This window comes from uncultured Lentibacter sp., from assembly GCF_937123735.1.
Classification (GTDB): Bacteria; Pseudomonadota; Alphaproteobacteria; order Rhodobacterales; family Rhodobacteraceae; genus Lentibacter.
In genome coordinates, this window is record NZ_CAKZKL010000039.1 from 19,591 (window position 1) to 35,020 (window position 15,430).

Here is a 15,430-nt window from a genome sequence, read left to right on the forward strand (position 1 = left end):
TCTAAATATCCATATCCCGCCGCCCGCGCGGCACGCTGGCCTGGGCGCCTGTCTTAGGGCCGCAAATATCCAAATCCCAGACATGCCCCAAACGCCTCCGGTCAGGGCTGCCTCCACAGGGGCGTGGCAGGCCGCTTCAGCGGGCTGTCACGCCCGCGGAGCGATTTGGCGCAGCCAAAGCGCAAGACCTGCGCGCGCTGGCTTAAGTGAATGCGCGTTAACACTTGCGCCTCTGAGCCGGTGCACGCTGTGTGCACGCCCTGTGCACGCATATCACCCCCCGGTTTTTGGCCGCAAAAAAGTCGTTAACAGCCCCCTGCGCAGCCTTAACACATTGTGCCGCTCCTCCCGGGGGGCTGCAAACCCGTGCAAGGCGCTCAAAACGCAATTAAAAACCTATATATACCAACAAGATACCCCCTGCTCGCCCGCAAGGGCCAAATGAGCAACCCTGCCCCCATTGCACCCTATATCATGGCTCTGATATAAGGTCAGGAACAAGATATAGATCCACAGGACAGGCGAGATAATCACGTGAGCGACACGCCCGAAACCCCTGAAACCAATAACGAAAACGTGCCCGCACGCTACGTCTATGATGGCCCCCAGATCTCGATCATCGACGAGATGAAAACCTCCTATCTCGATTACGCCATGAGCGTGATCGTGAGCCGGGCGATTCCCGATCTGCGCGATGGGCTCAAACCGGTGCACCGCCGCATCCTCTATGCAATGTATGAGGCCGGCAACACCCACGAAAAACCCTACCGCAAATCGGCCCGCGCCGTCGGCGATGTCATGGGCAAATACCACCCCCATGGCGACTCTGCGATCTATGATGCGCTCGTGCGCATGGCGCAGGATTTCTCCATGTCGCTGCCGCTTCTGGATGGTCAGGGCAACTTCGGCTCCATGGATGGCGACAACGCCGCCGCCATGCGCTACACCGAAGTGCGCATGGACAAGCCCGCCGCCTTCGCGCTGGCCGACATCGACAAAGACACCGTTGATTTTCAAGACAATTATGACGGCAAAGACCGCGAACCCACGGTTCTGCCCTCGCGCTTCCCCAATATGCTGGTCAATGGCGCAGGCGGGATCGCCGTCGGCATGGCGACAAATATTCCGCCCCACAATCTCGGCGAAGTCGTCGATGCCTGCCTTGCGATGATCGACAACCCCGATCTCACCTCAGAGCAGCTGATCGACTATATTCCGGGTCCGGATTTCCCCACAGGCGGCATCATGCTGGGCCGCTCCGGCGCGCGCAAAGCCTATCTGGAGGGCCGCGGCAGCGTCGTCATCCGCGCCAAAACGCGGGTCGAGGAAATCCGAAAAGACCGCTTTGCGATCATCATCGACGAGATCCCCTATCAGGTTAACAAAGCCACGATGATCGAGCGCATCGCCGAAGCCGCGCGCGACAAGAAAATCGAAGGCATCAGCCACGTCCAAGACGAAAGTGACCGCAACGGCGTGCGCGTCGTTATCGAATTGAAAAGAGATGCCACAGCAGAAGTGGTGCTCAACCAGCTCTTCCGCTTCACACCGATGCAAACCTACTTCGGCTGCAACATGCTTGCGCTCAACGGTGGCCGCCCAGAGCAGCTTACGCTTCGGAATTTCTTGAAATATTTCATAGAGTTCCGCGAAGATGTTGTGGCCCGCCGCACCGCGTTTGAGCTGCGCAAGGCGCGCGAGCGAAGCCATATTCTCTGTGGTCTGGCCGTGGCCGTGTCCAACGTCGATGAGGTGGTCGCCACGATTCGCGCCTCGCGCGATGCCGCCGAAGCCCGCCAGAAACTCATGGAGCGCCGCTGGCCCGCTGGCGAAATCGTGGATTACCTCAAGCTGATCGACGATCCGCTGCATCCGGTCAATGACGACGGCACCTATAATCTCAGTGAGATCCAGGCCCGCGCCATCCTCGATCTGCGCCTGCAACGGCTCACCCAGATCGGCGTCAAGGAAGTCACCGACGAACTTGAAGAGCTGGCTGGTAAGATCAAGGAATACCTCGAAATTCTCAGCTCGCGCGAGCGCATCATGGGGATCATTTCCAGCGAGCTTTCGGAGGTGCGCGCGCTCTTCGCCGTGCCCCGTCGCACCGAGATCGTCGACTGGTCCGGGGATATGGACGACGAAGACCTGATCGAACGCGAAGACATGGTGGTGACGGTCACCTCCGCCGGCTACATCAAGCGCACCCCGCTGGCCGATTTCCGCGCCCAAAAGCGCGGCGGCAAGGGCCTGTCGGGAATGCAAACCAAGGAAGAGGACGTGGTCACCACACTCTTCGTGGCCAACACCCACACGCAGCTGCTGTTCTTCACCACCGAGGGCATGGTCTACAAGCTCAAGACATGGCGCCTGCCGCAAGGCTCGCGCACCTCCAAGGGCAAGGCAATCGTCAACATCCTGCCCATACCCACAGGCGTCTCCGTCGCCGCGATCCTACCGATTGATCGCGACGAAAAAGACTGGGACGATCTGCAAATCATGTTCGCCACCTCCGCAGGTGATGTGCGCCAGAACCGCCTCAGCGACTTCACCAATGTCATGCGCAACGGCAAAATCGCCATGAAACTGCCCGAAGATGGCTCCGTGCAATTGGTTAACGCGCGCATCTGCTCTGATCAGGACGATGTCATGCTGGTCACCAACGGCGGCCGCGCCATCCGCTTCTCCACCACCGATGTGCGCGTCTTCAATTCGCGCGCGTCAACTGGTGTGCGCGGCGTGCGCCTGAAGCCGGGCCAACGCGTTGTTTCCATGTCGATCATCCGCCATTTTGACGCCAGCTCCGACGAGCGCGCCGCCTATCTCAAAATGCGCCGCGCCATGGCCGGCCTCGCCGATGATGCCGAGGGCATTGAAGAGGAAGGCGACGCCAATTTCGCCATCAGTCAGGAGCGCTACGCCGAAATGTCCGCCGCCGAGAACCTGCTTCTCACGCTCACAGCAGGCGGCGCAGGCAAGCTCTCCTCCAGCCATGACTACCCCGTGCGCGGCCGTGGCGGCATGGGCGTCACCGCCATGGACAAGGCCATGCGCGGCGGCGAGATCGTGGCCTGCTTCCCCGTCGAGATGGAAGACCAGATCATGCTCGCCACCTCAAAAGGCCAGTCAATCCGCGTCCCGGTTGAGGGGATTTCCTTCCGCTCGCGCAGTGCTGGTGGCGTTAAGGTCTTCAACACCGGCAAGGGCGAAGAGGTCGTCTCCGTCGCCTGGATCGCCGATCAGAGCGAAGAAGACAGCCCGGATGACCCCGCATCCGAGAGCTAACCTTCTGCTCAATAACACAAAAAGGCGCTCCCCTCTGAGCGCCTTTTTTATGTGTGATGCCAACTGTGCAAAAACGCACAGACGCCTGATCACCCTGCCCGTATCGTGGCGCGGCCAAATAAACTAGCCCTGCGCCATCATCAAAACACGAGAGACACAATGACCCAACACAGCAACACAGCCCTTCTCATCGCCCGTATCTTCATGGGCCTTCTTTTCCTCATGGCGGGGCTTGGCAAGCTCGGCAACGTCGAAGGCTTCGCAGGCTACTTGGCTTCTGGCGGCCTGCCGGCGTTCCTTACATGGCCTGCCATCCTGTTTGAAATCGTTGCGGGCCTCCTGCTCGTGGCAGGCTTTTTCACCCGCTACACAGCGCTCGCGCTGGCTGCCTTCTGCCTCGCCTCTGGCCTGCTCTATCACTTTGATCCAAGCGATCAGAACCAGATGACAAACCTGCTCAAAAACATCGCGCTCGCGGGCGGCTTCATCGCCCTCGCCATCGCAGGTGCTGGCAAATTCTCGCTTGACGCGCGCAAAGCCTAAATCCAAAGCGCCTTGCCGCAAACCCTCCGGCAAGGCAACCTCCCCCTAACCCTTTTTTATTGCTAAAAATATCCCGGGGTCTGGGGCAGCGCCCCAGCGGATCGGCGTCAGCCGAAATCCCTCTCAGCCGAACTTGCCTTCCAGATAGCTCAGAAGCGGCCCCTCACTTGGCACTTGCCCCGAGGCTCTTTCGATCAAGTCGCGCGGCTTGTAGAGCCCGCCATGCACCTGCACCGCCTCCTTGAGCCAGCCGGTCGCGCCTGTCAGCTCGCCCGCCGCGAGCTCGCTGTCCAGATTGGGCCGCGCCACGCGCAGCGCCTCATAAAGGCAACCCGCATAAACATTGCCCAAAGCATAGGTCGGGAAATAGCCCCACAGCCCGCAAGACCAATGCACATCCTGCAAAATCCCGTTCGAGGGCTTGTCCACCTTGTAGCCAAAATCCGCCGCAAAGCGCGCGTTCCAGGCTTCCTCAAGGTCGCGCGCCTCAAGCTTGCCCAGCATCACATCGCGCTCCAGATCAAAGCGCAGCATGATGTGCAGGTTATACTGCACCTCATCCGCCTCGGTGCGGATATAGCCTTTGTTAAGCCGGTTCACCGTGCGGAAAAACTGCGCCTCATCAGCCACGCCAAAATCGCCAAAGGCGTCTTTCATCTGGCCAAAAAGCCAGCCGGTGAAAGCGCGCGAGCGACCGAGTTGGTTCTCGTAAATCCGGCTCTGGCTTTCATGCACGCCAAGCGAAACACCCTCGCCCAGCGGCGTGAGCAGATGTTGAGCCGCAATGTTCTGCTCATAGGCCGCATGGCCGGTTTCGTGGATGGTTGAATAAATACAGTTGAACGGATCGTTCAGCGCCGTGCGTGTGGTGATGCGCACATCCTGCCCCGAGCCCGAGGAGAACGGATGCACCGCCTTATCCAGCCGCCCGCGGCTCATGTCATAGCCAAATGTCTTGGCCAGCATCCGCGCCAGACGCATCTGTTTTTGCTCGTCAAAATCGTGGCTGAGCGGCGCGGGTTGCTCCGCGCCCATCACCTTGTCGCGCAGTGCCACGAGCCTTGGGCGCATCGCCGCAAAAGTTGCGGCCACATCATCGCCGCTGGTGTCGGGCTCATAGTCATCCAGCAGCGCGTCATAGGCGTTGCCACCATCCGCGAGCGCCGCCGCCTCCTCGCGCTTGAGTGCAATCATCTCGCTCAAGGCGGGCAGAAACGCCGCCACATCTTCGTTCGCGCGTGCCTCGCTCCAGATCCTCTGCGCTTGCGAGCTGAGTTTTGCCAGCGCTTCAGCGAGCTTGGCAGGCACGCGCTGGCTGCGCTCATAAGAGCGCGCAATATGGCGGATGTTGGCCGCCCCAACCGCGTCAAGCTGGCTGGCGTCAATCTTTCCCAGCCAGTCGCCAATCCGCGCATCGGTGCGCCGCGCATGGAGCACGCTTTCCACCGCCGCAAACTCCTCGGCGCGCTGCGCGGCCGCGCCTTCGGGCATCATGGTTTCCTGATCCCAGCCAAGCCGCCCTGCAACCTGCCCCAAGGCCTCTGTCTGGCGCTGAAACGCCATCAACGCGTCATATGCAGACATGGATTACCCTTCGCGGATTGAGGATGCGCGCGGATACTGCGCAAAAAAGCGCGCGCGAATGATCAAGACCCAAAGAAGCGCCGCCGTGGCCTGATGGGTGATCGCAATGTGCCAGGGCGCCGCCGTGACAACCGTGTAAATCCCCAGAACAATCTGGAAGAACAGCACATAGGCCGCAGCTGTGAACGCCTGTTTTGTCGTGCGGTTGGCCGACTTGCGTGCCTTAAAGAAGATCATGATCGTGAACGCGAGCAAAAGGTAGCCTGCCACGCGGTGAATAAACTGCACAAGCCCGGGGTTTTCAAAGAAGTTCCGCCACACAGGCTCAATCATCAAGGGGTTGGGCGGAATGATCTGCCCGCCCATCAAGGGCCAGTCGGTGTAAGAGCGCCCCGCATCAATCCCGGCGACAAGCGCGCCCAGCAGGATTTGCAGAAAGGCAAAATGCATCCAGCCTGTGCCGAGCGAGAAGAGCTTGCCCTCGCGCATCCGCCGCGCCTGCATGAGGTCGCGCTCAGGGCGCGAGAGTTGCAGCGCATACCAGGTGATAAAGCCAATGATCACAAAGGCCAGCCCCAGATGGGTCGCCAGACGGTAGCTCGCCACATCGGTCATCGAGCCGGAAAGGCCAGAGGAGACCATCCACCAGCCGATAAAGCCCTGCAAACCGCCAAGGCCGCCAAGCAGCAAGAGGCGCGGTGTCCAGCCCGCCGGAATCTGGCGGCGCAGCGCAAACCACAGAAAGCCAAGGGCCCAGACCAGCCCGACAACACGGCCCAGCTGGCGATGGCCCCACTCCCACCAGTAGATCACCTTGAAGTCATAGAGATCCATCCACTGGTTTTGCAGCTGGAATTCGGGGATTTGCTTATATTTGTCAAATTCCGAGGCCCAGTCCGCATCACTCAGCGGCGGGATCGCCCCCGTCAGCGGCCGCCACTCGGTGATAGAGAGGCCAGAATCGGTCAGCCGTGTGAGCCCGCCCACAACGATCATCGCAAAGACGAGCACACCCAGCACAATCATCCACGCGCGAATGGCAAGGCGTGCCCCGCCCTGGCCCCGGTCAATCATACCGCCCTTGGGCGCAGGGGGCTTTGCACCCGCCTCTGACACGTCTTCAAATATCGCACGTTTTTCGGCCATGGCTCACCTCATTCCTGTCGCTGGGCTCAACCTAGGGTGCCCCCCTCGGGGCTGCAAGCGCCCTCAGGCGTCTTTGCCCCTGATAAGTTGCCGCAGGGCGCCGTGCAACATCTGCACGTCGGCCCGCGTCAGCGGCATCCGGCTCCAGAGGTTGCGCAGATTGATCTTCATGCCGGCCGCCTTCTCGGGCGGAAAGAAAAACCCGCGCTCTTCAAGCCGCTCCTCAATGTGGCCCGCCCAGGCCTCGACATCCCCCGCCGTGGCCGGGTCTCCCCCGCGCGCTATCTCCATGCGCTCGTGGTCGATCTCGCCCTGCGCGCGCCGCCACTCATAGGCGGTGAGCAACACACATTGCGCAAGATTGAGCGAGGGAAACTCGGGGTTCACCGGCACGGTGATGAGCGCATTGGCCTTGGCAACATCCTCGTTTTCAAGCCCTGCACGCTCCGGACCAAACAAGACCGCCACCTTCTCGCCCGCTGCGAGCTTTTCGGCGGTGATCTGCATGGCCCGCTCGGGGCTGACCACTGGCTTGGTAAGCCCGCGAATGCGCGCCGTGGTGGCAAAAACATAGGTCGCATCTGCCAGCGCCTCCGGCAGCGTGTCGCTCACCTGCGCCTCATCGAGCAAGCGCCCCGCACCCGAGGCCATGGCCACAGCCTTCTCGCTCGGCCAGCCGTCGCGCGGGGCCACCACGCGCATCCGGTCCAAGCCGAAATTCCACATGGCGCGCGCTGCCGCGCCGATGTTTTCGCCCATTTGCGGGCGCACCAATACAAAGACGGGTTGTTTGCCTTCACTGGGCATAGGGGCTCTCCTCGCGGCTCATGCGTCCTTCTAGGGCAAAGCCGGCCCTGCCGAAAGCCCCTTCCCAAGCACATGCATCCCCCCTTTCACGCGCGCGCATTTGGGGCTAGAAGAGCGCAAACGCAGCGTGGGAGGCCGGCATGGCACAAGACGAACAGCCCCAAATCTATCTGATCACACCGCCCGAGATCGCGCTGGACAGCTTTCCAGACACGCTCGCGCGCGTGCTTGATACCCATGCGGTGGCCTGTGTGCGCCTTTCCTTGGCCACGCAAGACGAAGACAGCCTCAGCCGCGCCGCCGATGCGCTGCGCGATGTGACCATGGCGCGCGATGTGGCGCTGGTCATTGAGCGCCATATCCTGCTGGTCGAGCGCCTCGGCTTGGATGGCGTGCACCTCACCGACGGGCCCCGCTCTGTCGCCAAGGCCCGCAAGGCCCTCGGTCAGGATGCCATCGTGGGCAGCTTTTGCGGCCAGTCGCGCCATGATGGTATGGCCGCCGGCGAGGCCAGCGCAGATTATGTGAGCTTCGGCCCCATTGGCGCAACGGCTCTGGGCGATGGCACGCAGGCAGAGTTCGAGCTGCTGGAGTGGTGGTCACAGGTCATCGAGGTGCCGGTGGTGGCGGAGGGCGCGCTCGATATGGCGCTGATTGCCAAATTTGCCCCTGTCACCGACTTTTTCGGCCTTGGCAGCGAAATCTGGTCGCAAGACGACCCGGCAATAGCGCTCACGGGCTTTATCGGCGCAATGGGCTGATCCGCGCTTTTGATCCGCGCCTGAGATCCGCGCCTGTGGTGCGTCGCAGCCGCGCGGCTTAGTCGTTAAGCAGGCTGCGCGCCAGACCAGCTTGCACACCGGTGCGCACCGCAGCCTCGCAGGCTTTGGCCAGCGCCTTGCGGTCCTCAAACTGCGCCACCCTAAGCGGCGGGTGATAGATCACCCGCACTTGGCCTTGGCGCCGGGCTGCCAGCGTCTTGAGCAAATGCGGCCCAAACGCCATATCCCCCCACCACCCATAAAACCGCGCACTCTCCCCCTCGGGGGCGTGGTAGACAAGGCTCACGGGCTGCACCCAAAGCCGGTCGCGCAACTCGGGCGCAAAAAAGGCCTGAAACAAGGTCGGTTTGAAATCCAACACCCGCAAGCCATCCGTGGAGGTGCCCTCCGGAAAAAACAACAGCTTGTGCCCGGCCAGCAGCCGCGCTTCAAACAGCGCCTGTTGCTGGCGGGCCTCGCGCGCCTCCCGCCGGATAAAGACAGTCCCCGTGGCCCGCGCCAACCAGCCAATCCCCGGCCAATCCGCCACCTCGGATTTGGACACGAAATACACCCGCTTCTTGGCGTTGAGCGCGAAAATATCCAGCCATGAGGCATGGTTGGCCACAACTGCCCCGGGGTGGCGCATCTGCTGGCCCTCGGTGTGAAAGCCAACTTGCAAAAGCACAAAGGCCCCACGACAGACGGCCTGGGTGATAAAGGGCGTCCAGGGGCGGTGCAGCCCAAACAGCGGCCGCTCAATCAGGCGCACAAGCAGCAAGACAAGCAGCCCCCCAAAGACAAGCCCCCCCAACAGCGTGGCCCGCAGAGCCACCCGCAGCCATCCGGTCGGGGAAATGGGCTCTGCCTCAGGAGAATACTGCGCATCCCAGGTCATCCGCGCCCCTCATAAATCGCGCGGCTGCGCGGGGACATGGCGCTGACATCCAACATAAGGCAAACATCCGTCGTGTTGAAAGCATGGTCCACAAAGGCGCCCTCGCCCACAACCCCGCCAAGGCGCAAATAGGCTTTGATGAGCGCGGGCACCTGCATCATGGCCGCGCGCCGGTCCAGCGCTTGCGCCGACACCAGATCCATCCTCTGTGCGCCAGGCGCACGCGCGCGCACCCGCAGCGCCTCTGGCGCAAGATGACGGTGATGCAAGAGCGACAAGGGTTGCGCCAACTGAGCGGTGGCCGTGCCATGAAAGCTCGCCACCCCGAATAGAAGTTCCACCTGCCGCTGTGCAATCACCTCGGCCAATGCAGCCCAAAGATGAAACATCGCCGCACCGCCGCGATACTGCCCATGCAGACAGGAGCGCCCCAGTTCCAGCAGACGCCGCCCAGAGGCCTTGAGCTTGTCCAGATCATATTCGCTCTCCGAGTAATACTGGCCGATCCGCGCCGCGCCGGCGGCGTCCAGCAGGCGATAAACCCCCACAACATGCTCCAGCGCCCGCTCAGAGCGGCGCGCATCCACCAAAACAAGATGCTCGCTGACAGGGTCAAAGCGGTCACGCTCAAAGCGCCCCTGGTGGTCCACAAGCGGCCCGTCACTGCCCAGCTCGCGCACAAACACCTCATAGCGCAGGCGCTGCGCAGCCAGCAGATCGGCCTCGCTGCGGGCCAGTCTGACAGAAAACTCAGGCGTGCTCATCGTCTCTCTTTGTTCCGCTGGCCTGCTGGCCCTGCCGCCCTTCTAGGGCGCAGCACCGCACCATGCAAGCGCAGAGCCCCGCCACAGCGGGCAACAGACGCCAGAGCGCGACAGCACCACAGGACAAATTGCTGAATTATCCCAGCCGTTAACCTTTCGGTAACCTTCATTCGCCATCAAAGACAGGCACAAGCGCAACCCGTGCGCCCTCGATCACAACCTTGCCCGCGTCGGGAAAGGTCACCGTGATCTTCCCGCCGCTGTTGGACTGCACCTGGCCAATGCCCCAATCGGGCATTTCCGGGTGACAGACCCGCATACCGGGTGTCAGGATGGCGTTCAGGTCCGACATAACACGACCCTACAGGAAGGACGCCCCATGGCACAAGACAGACTGACACTCGCGCGGCTCATTGGCTCGCGCCTCTGCCACGATCTGATCAGCCCCATCGGGGCCATTGCCAACGGCATGGAGCTTGTCGCGCTCTCCGGCGCGCCCCAATCCCCGGAGCTTGAGCTGATCAATGCCTCCGTGGCCGGTGCCACGGCGCGGATCCGGTTTTATCGGATCGCCCTGGGCATGTCGTCAGGCGAGCAGCGGCTCGGCGCAAGCGAGCTGCGCCGCATCCTTGACGATTATTACCGCGACACCCGCCTCCGCTGCACCTGGGAGCTCATCGAAGATGCACCACGCAACGAGGTGCAGGCCGCATTTCTAGCACTCCTATGTCTGGGCACAGCGCTGCCGCTGGGCGGCACCATGCAGGTTCAGCACAGCGCGCAAGCAGGCTGGACGGTGCAGGCAAGCGGCCAGCTGCGCCTGGAGCCTGCGCTCTGGGAGATGCTGAACGGGGCCAAACCCCCCGAAGACCTTGAACCAGCACAGGTGCAATTTGCCATGCTGCCCGAATGCACCAGCGCCCTGCACCGGCAATTGCACCATCACAAATCTGAAGATCAGCTCACCATTAGCTTTTGAGCCCTAGGCGCGCAGGGTGCCGTCTCCCACCACCAGATATTTAAAACTGGTCAGCTGGGCCGCCCCCACCGGGCCGCGCGCATGAAGCTTGCCCGTGGCAATGCCGATCTCGGCCCCCATGCCAAATTCGCCGCCATCGGCAAATTGTGTCGAGGCATTGCGCATCAAAATCGCGCTGTCCAGCCGCTCAAAGAAGCGCTCGGCCGTGGCGTCATCCTCGGTCAGAATGCAATCGGTATGGCCCGAGCCATAACGGCGGATGTGCGCGATGGCCGCATCTGCATCCGCAACCACTTTGGCGGCGATGATCATATCCAGATACTCGCAGCCCCAATCGGCCTGCGTGGCCGGGCGCACGCCCTCTAGGGTGGCCACAGCCGCATCACCGCGCACCTCGACCCCGGACGCAAGCAGCGCCGTGACAACCTCCCGGCCAATCGTTTCCATCACATCCTGATGGATGAGCACACATTCCGCAGCGCCGCAAATGCCGGTGCGCCGCGTCTTGGCGTTCAGAATAACGGCGCGGGCTTTCTCAGGGTCGGCGGCTGCGTCGATGTAAATATGCACGATCCCCTCCAGATGGGCAAAAACCGGCACCCGCGCCTCGCGTTGCACAAGGCCCACCAGCCCCTTGCCCCCGCGCGGCACGATCACGTCGATGTGCTCCACCATGGTGAGCATTTCGCGCACTGCGGCCCTGTCTCTTGTGGGCACAAGCTGGATGCTGGCCTCCGGCAAGCCGGCGGCGCGCAGCCCTTGGACAAGACAGCCGTGCAAAGCCGCAGACGAATGGAAGCTCTCAGAACCGCCCCGCAGGATCACCGCGTTGCCAGCCATTAGGCAGAGCGCACCGGCATCCGCCGTCACATTGGGGCGGCTCTCATAGATCACCCCGATCACGCCCAAGGGCGTGCGCACGCGGCGGATGTGCAGCCCGTTGGGGCGATCCCAATCTTCCAGAACCTCGCCCACAGGGTCGGCCTGATCGGCCACAGCGCGCAGCCCGGCCACAATGCTCTCAAGGCGCGGCTCATCCAGCAAGAGCCGGTCCAGCATGGCGCTGCTCAACCCTTTGTCCGCGCCAAATTCCATGTCCTTGGCATTGGCCGCCATGATGGCCGCGCGCCGCTCCCAAACCGCATCTGCCGCCGCCAGCAGCGCCTGACGTTTCTGCTCAGCGCTGGCAAACGCCAGCTCCTCTGCCGCGGCCTTGGCCGCGCGTCCAAGGGTTTGCATCATCTCGCCAATATCTGTCATCGCCTTGCCCTTTTTCGTTGTGGCCCAGTTGCCCAATTACCCTGTGGCCCTCTTGCCCTGTTGCCTTGGTAGCTCAGCCAAGAAGCGCCATGTCGTCGCGGTGAATGAGCGCCGCGCGCCCGATATACCCCAAGATCGCCTCGATCTCTTCGCTCTTGTGGCCCATGATGGCCTCGGCTTCCTGCTTTGTGTAGCGCGCCAGCCCATGACCAAGCACATGCCCGTTTGCATCGCAAATCTCAACCGGCTCGCCGCGTCCAAAGCCGCCGCTGACCGCCGTGACACCCGCCGGCAACAGGCTCTTGCCTGCCGCCAATGCCCGCGCAGCCCCCGCGTCCAGAACAACCCGCCCCTGCGGTTTCATCGAGGCAATCCAGCGCTTGCGCGCCGCCTGCGGGTCGCCCTCGGCCACAAAAAGCGTATGCGGCGCGCCCTCCTCAACTGTTAACAAGGGGTTATCGCGCGATCCTAAAGCGATGATCATGGCACAGCCCGCGCCTGTCGCGGTCTTGGCGGCCAGGAGTTTGGTCTTCATCCCGCCTTTGGACAGGCCCGTGCCCGCATCCCCGGCCATCGCCTCGATTTCGGGGGTGATCTTTTCCACACGCTCAAAGCGCGTGGCGCGCGGGTCTTGCGCGGGGCTGGCCGTGTAAAGCCCGTCAATATCGCTCAGCAGCACCAGAAGATCCGCACCCACAGTCACCGCCACCTGCGCGGCCAGCCGGTCGTTGTCGCCATAGCGGATCTCGTCGGTGGCCACTGTGTCGTTCTCGTTCACAATCGGCACCACCCCGAGGCTCAAGAGCTGCTCCAGCGTGGCACGGCTGTTGAGATAGCGCCGCCGGTCGGCACTGTCCTCCAGCGTGACAAGCACCTGCCCCGTGGTGATCCCATGCGGGGCCAAAACCTCCTCATAGGCCCGCGCCAGCCGGATCTGTCCAACAGCTGCCGCCGCCTGGCTCTGCTCCAGCGCCAGCTCGGCCATGGGCAAGCCCAGCACCCCGCGCCCGAGCGCAATCGAGCCGGAGGAGACCAGAACCACATCCTGCCCCCGCGCCTTCATGCGCGCCACATCGGCCGCCAACCCCGTGAGCCAGCCTGCCTTCAGCCCGCCTTCAGCCGGATCAACCAGCAAGGCAGAGCCGATCTTGACAACAACACGCCGTGCCCGGCTCAGGGTTGCCATGGCGCAGCCTCCATCCCCTCGGCAGCCTCCGCCGCGCGCATATCCTGGATCTCGCTGCGCAGCGCGCGCAACACATCGGTCACGCCCTCACCGGTCACGCCTGACATCAGCAACAGCTTCACCCCTGTTGCCGCTTCCACTTCCTCCTTGAGGAACGCCCGCTCTTCCGGGTCCAGCGCGTCAATCTTGTTGAGCACGGTCACACGCGGCTTGTCGGCCAGCGCGCCGCCATAGGCTTCCAGCTCGCTGATGATGGTGGTGTAATCGCCCACAGGGTCGCCCGAAGTGCCATCCACAAGGTGCAAAAGACAGGCGCAGCGTTCCACATGCCCGAGGAAGCGCACCCCAAGGCCCACCCCCTCATGCGCGCCCTCGATCAGCCCCGGTATATCGGCAATGACAAATTCCGCCCCATCAACCCCCACAACCCCGAGGTTGGGGTGCAGTGTGGTAAACGGGTAATCGGCAATCTTGGGGCGCGCATTGGACGTCGCCGCCAAAAAGGTGCTCTTGCCCGCGTTGGGCAGGCCCAACAGCCCCGCATCGGCAATCAGCTTGAGCCGCAGCCAGATCGTGCGCTCAACCCCCTCCTGGCCGGGGTTGGCGCGGCGCGGCGCCTGGTTGGTGGAAGATTTGAAATGCAGGTTGCCAAAGCCGCCATTGCCCCCCTTGGCAATGCGCAGCCGCTGGCCCAGCTCGGTGAGATCGGCAATCACCGTCTCGCCGTCTTCCTCCAGAATTTCGGTGCCCACAGGCACACGCAAGACAATATCATCGCCGTCCTTGCCGGTGCGCTGGCTGCCCATGCCGGCCTGGCCGTTGTTGGCAAAGAAATGCTGCTGATAGCGAAAATCAATCAGCGTGTTGAGCCCGTCCACAACCTCAACCCAGACATCGCCCCCACGCCCGCCATCGCCGCCATCCGGACCACCGTATTCGATAAATTTCTCGCGCCGAAAGCTGATACAGCCCCCGCCCCCCGAGCCAGACCGGATATAGACCTTTGCGAGATCAAGAAATTTCATGTCGTCTCCTCAGCCCCGCAGGGCGCGCTCATGTGAGCTTGTAAATATAGGTCCATGTGGGCACCGTCGTGTTGCGCGCCACAGAAAAGGTCTCGGCGTCTCCGATATACTCAAACCCCTGATTCGTCAGCACACGCGCCGAAGCCGGGTTGTCCTGAAAGACGCTGGCAAAGATGGTTTCGCAGCCCTGCGGATTGGCCGCAAGCAAACACTGCACCGCCCCCGAGGCCACGCCGGTGTTCCAAAACGCCGGCGCCACCCAATAGCCGATCTCGCTCTGGTTGCGGTCCATCTTCTTGAGAGAGATGATCCCGGTGAGGCTCGGCCCGCGGTCCTTGCTGGCGTCAATCGCCCAGACATCCTCATTGCGCCCGCTGGCCAGCGCACGCTGAATAAACGCCTCCGGCTCCCCGGGCGGCAAAGGATGGGCAATCCGGCTGGTGCGGCTGGCCACACGCAGATCGCCCGCATAAAGCGCAATCAGCCCCGCATCCGCAGGTGTGAGAGGGCGCAGCTCAAACGACGCGCTCACAAGGGTTGGCTGCTCCAAAAGGGTCGTGTCCGTCATCTTGGTCTCTCTCAAAATAATACAAGTAAAACAGAAGCCACCGTCAACGCGGCAAGGCTCCACATCAGATATTTTTCCTGCGCCCGCCCTGCAACCAAGGCGGCAATCCTATCGCCCGCAAAGGTCCAGATCGGATGCAAAACAAGCTGCAAGCCCAAAAGGCAGGCCGCGATCGTGGCCGTGGCTTCCAGAGGCGGTGTGCCCGCCGCGGTAAAGCTCGTGAAGCCCGCCGTGATCATGGCCCAAGCCTTGGGGTTCAAAGGATGCACCCATAGCCCCGCCAGAAAGCCCGGCGCGGATGCGCCACCTGCGTCTGTCGCCAGGCGCATATTGGCCACCTTCCACGCCAGCCAACAGATATAGGCCACGCTGGCCCATTTGAGCGCTTCAAACACCCAAGGCGCACGCGCCGCCAGCTCCATGAGCCCAAAGCCCACGGGCCAGATCACCAGTTGCTTGCCAAGCGCCACTCCCGCCACAAACGGCAGTGCTGCGCGAAAGCCAAAGCGCGCACCCGTCGCCATCAACGCCATATTGGCCGGCCCGGGTGTGCCCACCTGAGACGCGCCAAAGACGAGAAATGCTGCCACGGAAACGCCCATTCTTGAGCTCCAGAAAAAGAAA

Annotated in this window: 15 protein-coding genes; 4 read left to right on the forward strand and 11 right to left on the reverse strand. The window is 62.4% G+C overall.

Features of this window, described 5'->3' with window-relative positions; all coding sequences use genetic code 11:
• The first annotated feature begins 534 nt into the window (after window positions 1–534).
• Together gyrA and Q0478_RS12360 are read left to right on the forward strand one after the other, a co-directional pair.
• A complete protein-coding gene (gene gyrA, locus Q0478_RS12355) occupies window positions 535–3,285 on the forward strand; it encodes a DNA gyrase subunit A (RefSeq protein WP_298679713.1) in 2,751 nt (916 codons plus the stop codon).
• A gap of 159 nt (window positions 3,286–3,444) precedes the next feature.
• Window positions 3,445–3,828, forward strand: coding sequence for a DoxX family protein (locus tag Q0478_RS12360; RefSeq protein WP_298679715.1), 384 nt, complete (start codon window positions 3,445–3,447; stop codon window positions 3,826–3,828).
• A gap of 123 nt (window positions 3,829–3,951) precedes the next feature.
• Here Q0478_RS12360 and Q0478_RS12365 read toward each other — a convergent pair whose 3' ends face one another.
• The 3 genes from Q0478_RS12365 to Q0478_RS12375 all read right to left on the reverse strand — a co-directional run bounded on the left by Q0478_RS12365 (window position 3,952) and on the right by Q0478_RS12375 (window position 7,365).
• Complete coding sequence (locus tag Q0478_RS12365) at window positions 3,952–5,412, reverse strand: carboxypeptidase M32 (RefSeq protein WP_298679717.1); 1,461 nt, start codon at window positions 5,410–5,412, stop codon at window positions 3,952–3,954.
• Between the two features lie 3 nt (window positions 5,413–5,415).
• Entirely contained in the window at window positions 5,416–6,558 is a 1,143-nt protein-coding gene (gene ctaA / locus Q0478_RS12370; RefSeq protein WP_298679719.1) for a heme A synthase, read from the reverse strand.
• 63 nt (window positions 6,559–6,621) lie between these two features.
• Window positions 6,622–7,365, reverse strand: coding sequence for an RNA methyltransferase (locus Q0478_RS12375; RefSeq protein ID WP_298679721.1), 744 nt, complete (start codon window positions 7,363–7,365; stop codon window positions 6,622–6,624).
• A gap of 140 nt (window positions 7,366–7,505) precedes the next feature.
• On the opposite strand from Q0478_RS12375, the gene Q0478_RS12380 reads away from it, so the two are divergent.
• Complete coding sequence (locus Q0478_RS12380) at window positions 7,506–8,126, forward strand: thiamine phosphate synthase (protein WP_298679723.1); 621 nt, start codon at window positions 7,506–7,508, stop codon at window positions 8,124–8,126.
• A 58-nt stretch (window positions 8,127–8,184) separates the two neighbouring features.
• Here the strand turns inward: Q0478_RS12380 and Q0478_RS12385 are convergent, their stop codons facing one another.
• The 3 genes from Q0478_RS12385 to Q0478_RS12395 all read right to left on the reverse strand — a co-directional run bounded on the left by Q0478_RS12385 (window position 8,185) and on the right by Q0478_RS12395 (window position 10,140).
• Window positions 8,185–9,024, reverse strand: coding sequence for a 1-acyl-sn-glycerol-3-phosphate acyltransferase (locus Q0478_RS12385; RefSeq protein ID WP_298679725.1), 840 nt, complete (start codon window positions 9,022–9,024; stop codon window positions 8,185–8,187).
• Window positions 9,021–9,788, reverse strand: coding sequence for a GNAT family N-acyltransferase (locus Q0478_RS12390; protein ID WP_298679727.1), 768 nt, complete (start codon window positions 9,786–9,788; stop codon window positions 9,021–9,023). Before Q0478_RS12390 ends, Q0478_RS12385 begins: the two co-directional genes overlap by 4 nt.
• A 166-nt stretch (window positions 9,789–9,954) precedes the next feature.
• The gene (locus tag Q0478_RS12395) at window positions 9,955–10,140 is read right to left on the reverse strand and encodes a DUF3553 domain-containing protein (RefSeq protein WP_298679729.1); all 186 of its coding nucleotides are present in this window, start codon (window positions 10,138–10,140) and stop codon (window positions 9,955–9,957) included.
• Between the two features lie 27 nt (window positions 10,141–10,167).
• Here Q0478_RS12395 and Q0478_RS12400 point away from each other — a divergent pair, with 27 nt between their 5' ends.
• Window positions 10,168–10,767 (forward strand): histidine phosphotransferase family protein, encoded by a 600-nt coding sequence (locus Q0478_RS12400; RefSeq protein ID WP_298679731.1) that lies wholly within the window; start codon window positions 10,168–10,170, stop codon window positions 10,765–10,767.
• Between the two features lie 3 nt (window positions 10,768–10,770).
• Here the strand turns inward: Q0478_RS12400 and Q0478_RS12405 are convergent, their stop codons facing one another.
• From Q0478_RS12405 to Q0478_RS12425, 5 genes are all read right to left on the reverse strand, one after another.
• Window positions 10,771–12,027 carry a glutamate-5-semialdehyde dehydrogenase gene (locus Q0478_RS12405; RefSeq protein WP_298679732.1) on the reverse strand — a complete coding sequence of 419 codons (1,257 nt, stop codon included), beginning with the start codon at window positions 12,025–12,027 and terminating at the stop codon, window positions 10,771–10,773.
• Window positions 12,028–12,100: 73 nt separating this feature from the next.
• A complete protein-coding gene (gene proB / locus Q0478_RS12410) occupies window positions 12,101–13,213 on the reverse strand; it encodes a glutamate 5-kinase (protein WP_298679734.1) in 1,113 nt (370 codons plus the stop codon).
• On the reverse strand, window positions 13,201–14,238 hold the full coding sequence (gene obgE, locus Q0478_RS12415; RefSeq protein ID WP_298679736.1) for a GTPase ObgE: 1,038 nt from the start codon (window positions 14,236–14,238) through the stop codon (window positions 13,201–13,203). Before obgE ends, proB begins: the two co-directional genes overlap by 13 nt.
• A 28-nt stretch (window positions 14,239–14,266) precedes the next feature.
• Entirely contained in the window at window positions 14,267–14,806 is a 540-nt protein-coding gene (locus tag Q0478_RS12420; RefSeq protein ID WP_298679738.1) for a GNAT family N-acetyltransferase, read from the reverse strand.
• Window positions 14,807–14,817: 11 nt separating this feature from the next.
• Window positions 14,818–15,408 carry a LysE family translocator gene (locus Q0478_RS12425; protein WP_298679740.1) on the reverse strand — a complete coding sequence of 197 codons (591 nt, stop codon included), beginning with the start codon at window positions 15,406–15,408 and terminating at the stop codon, window positions 14,818–14,820.
• Window positions 15,409–15,430: the final 22 nt, after the last annotated feature.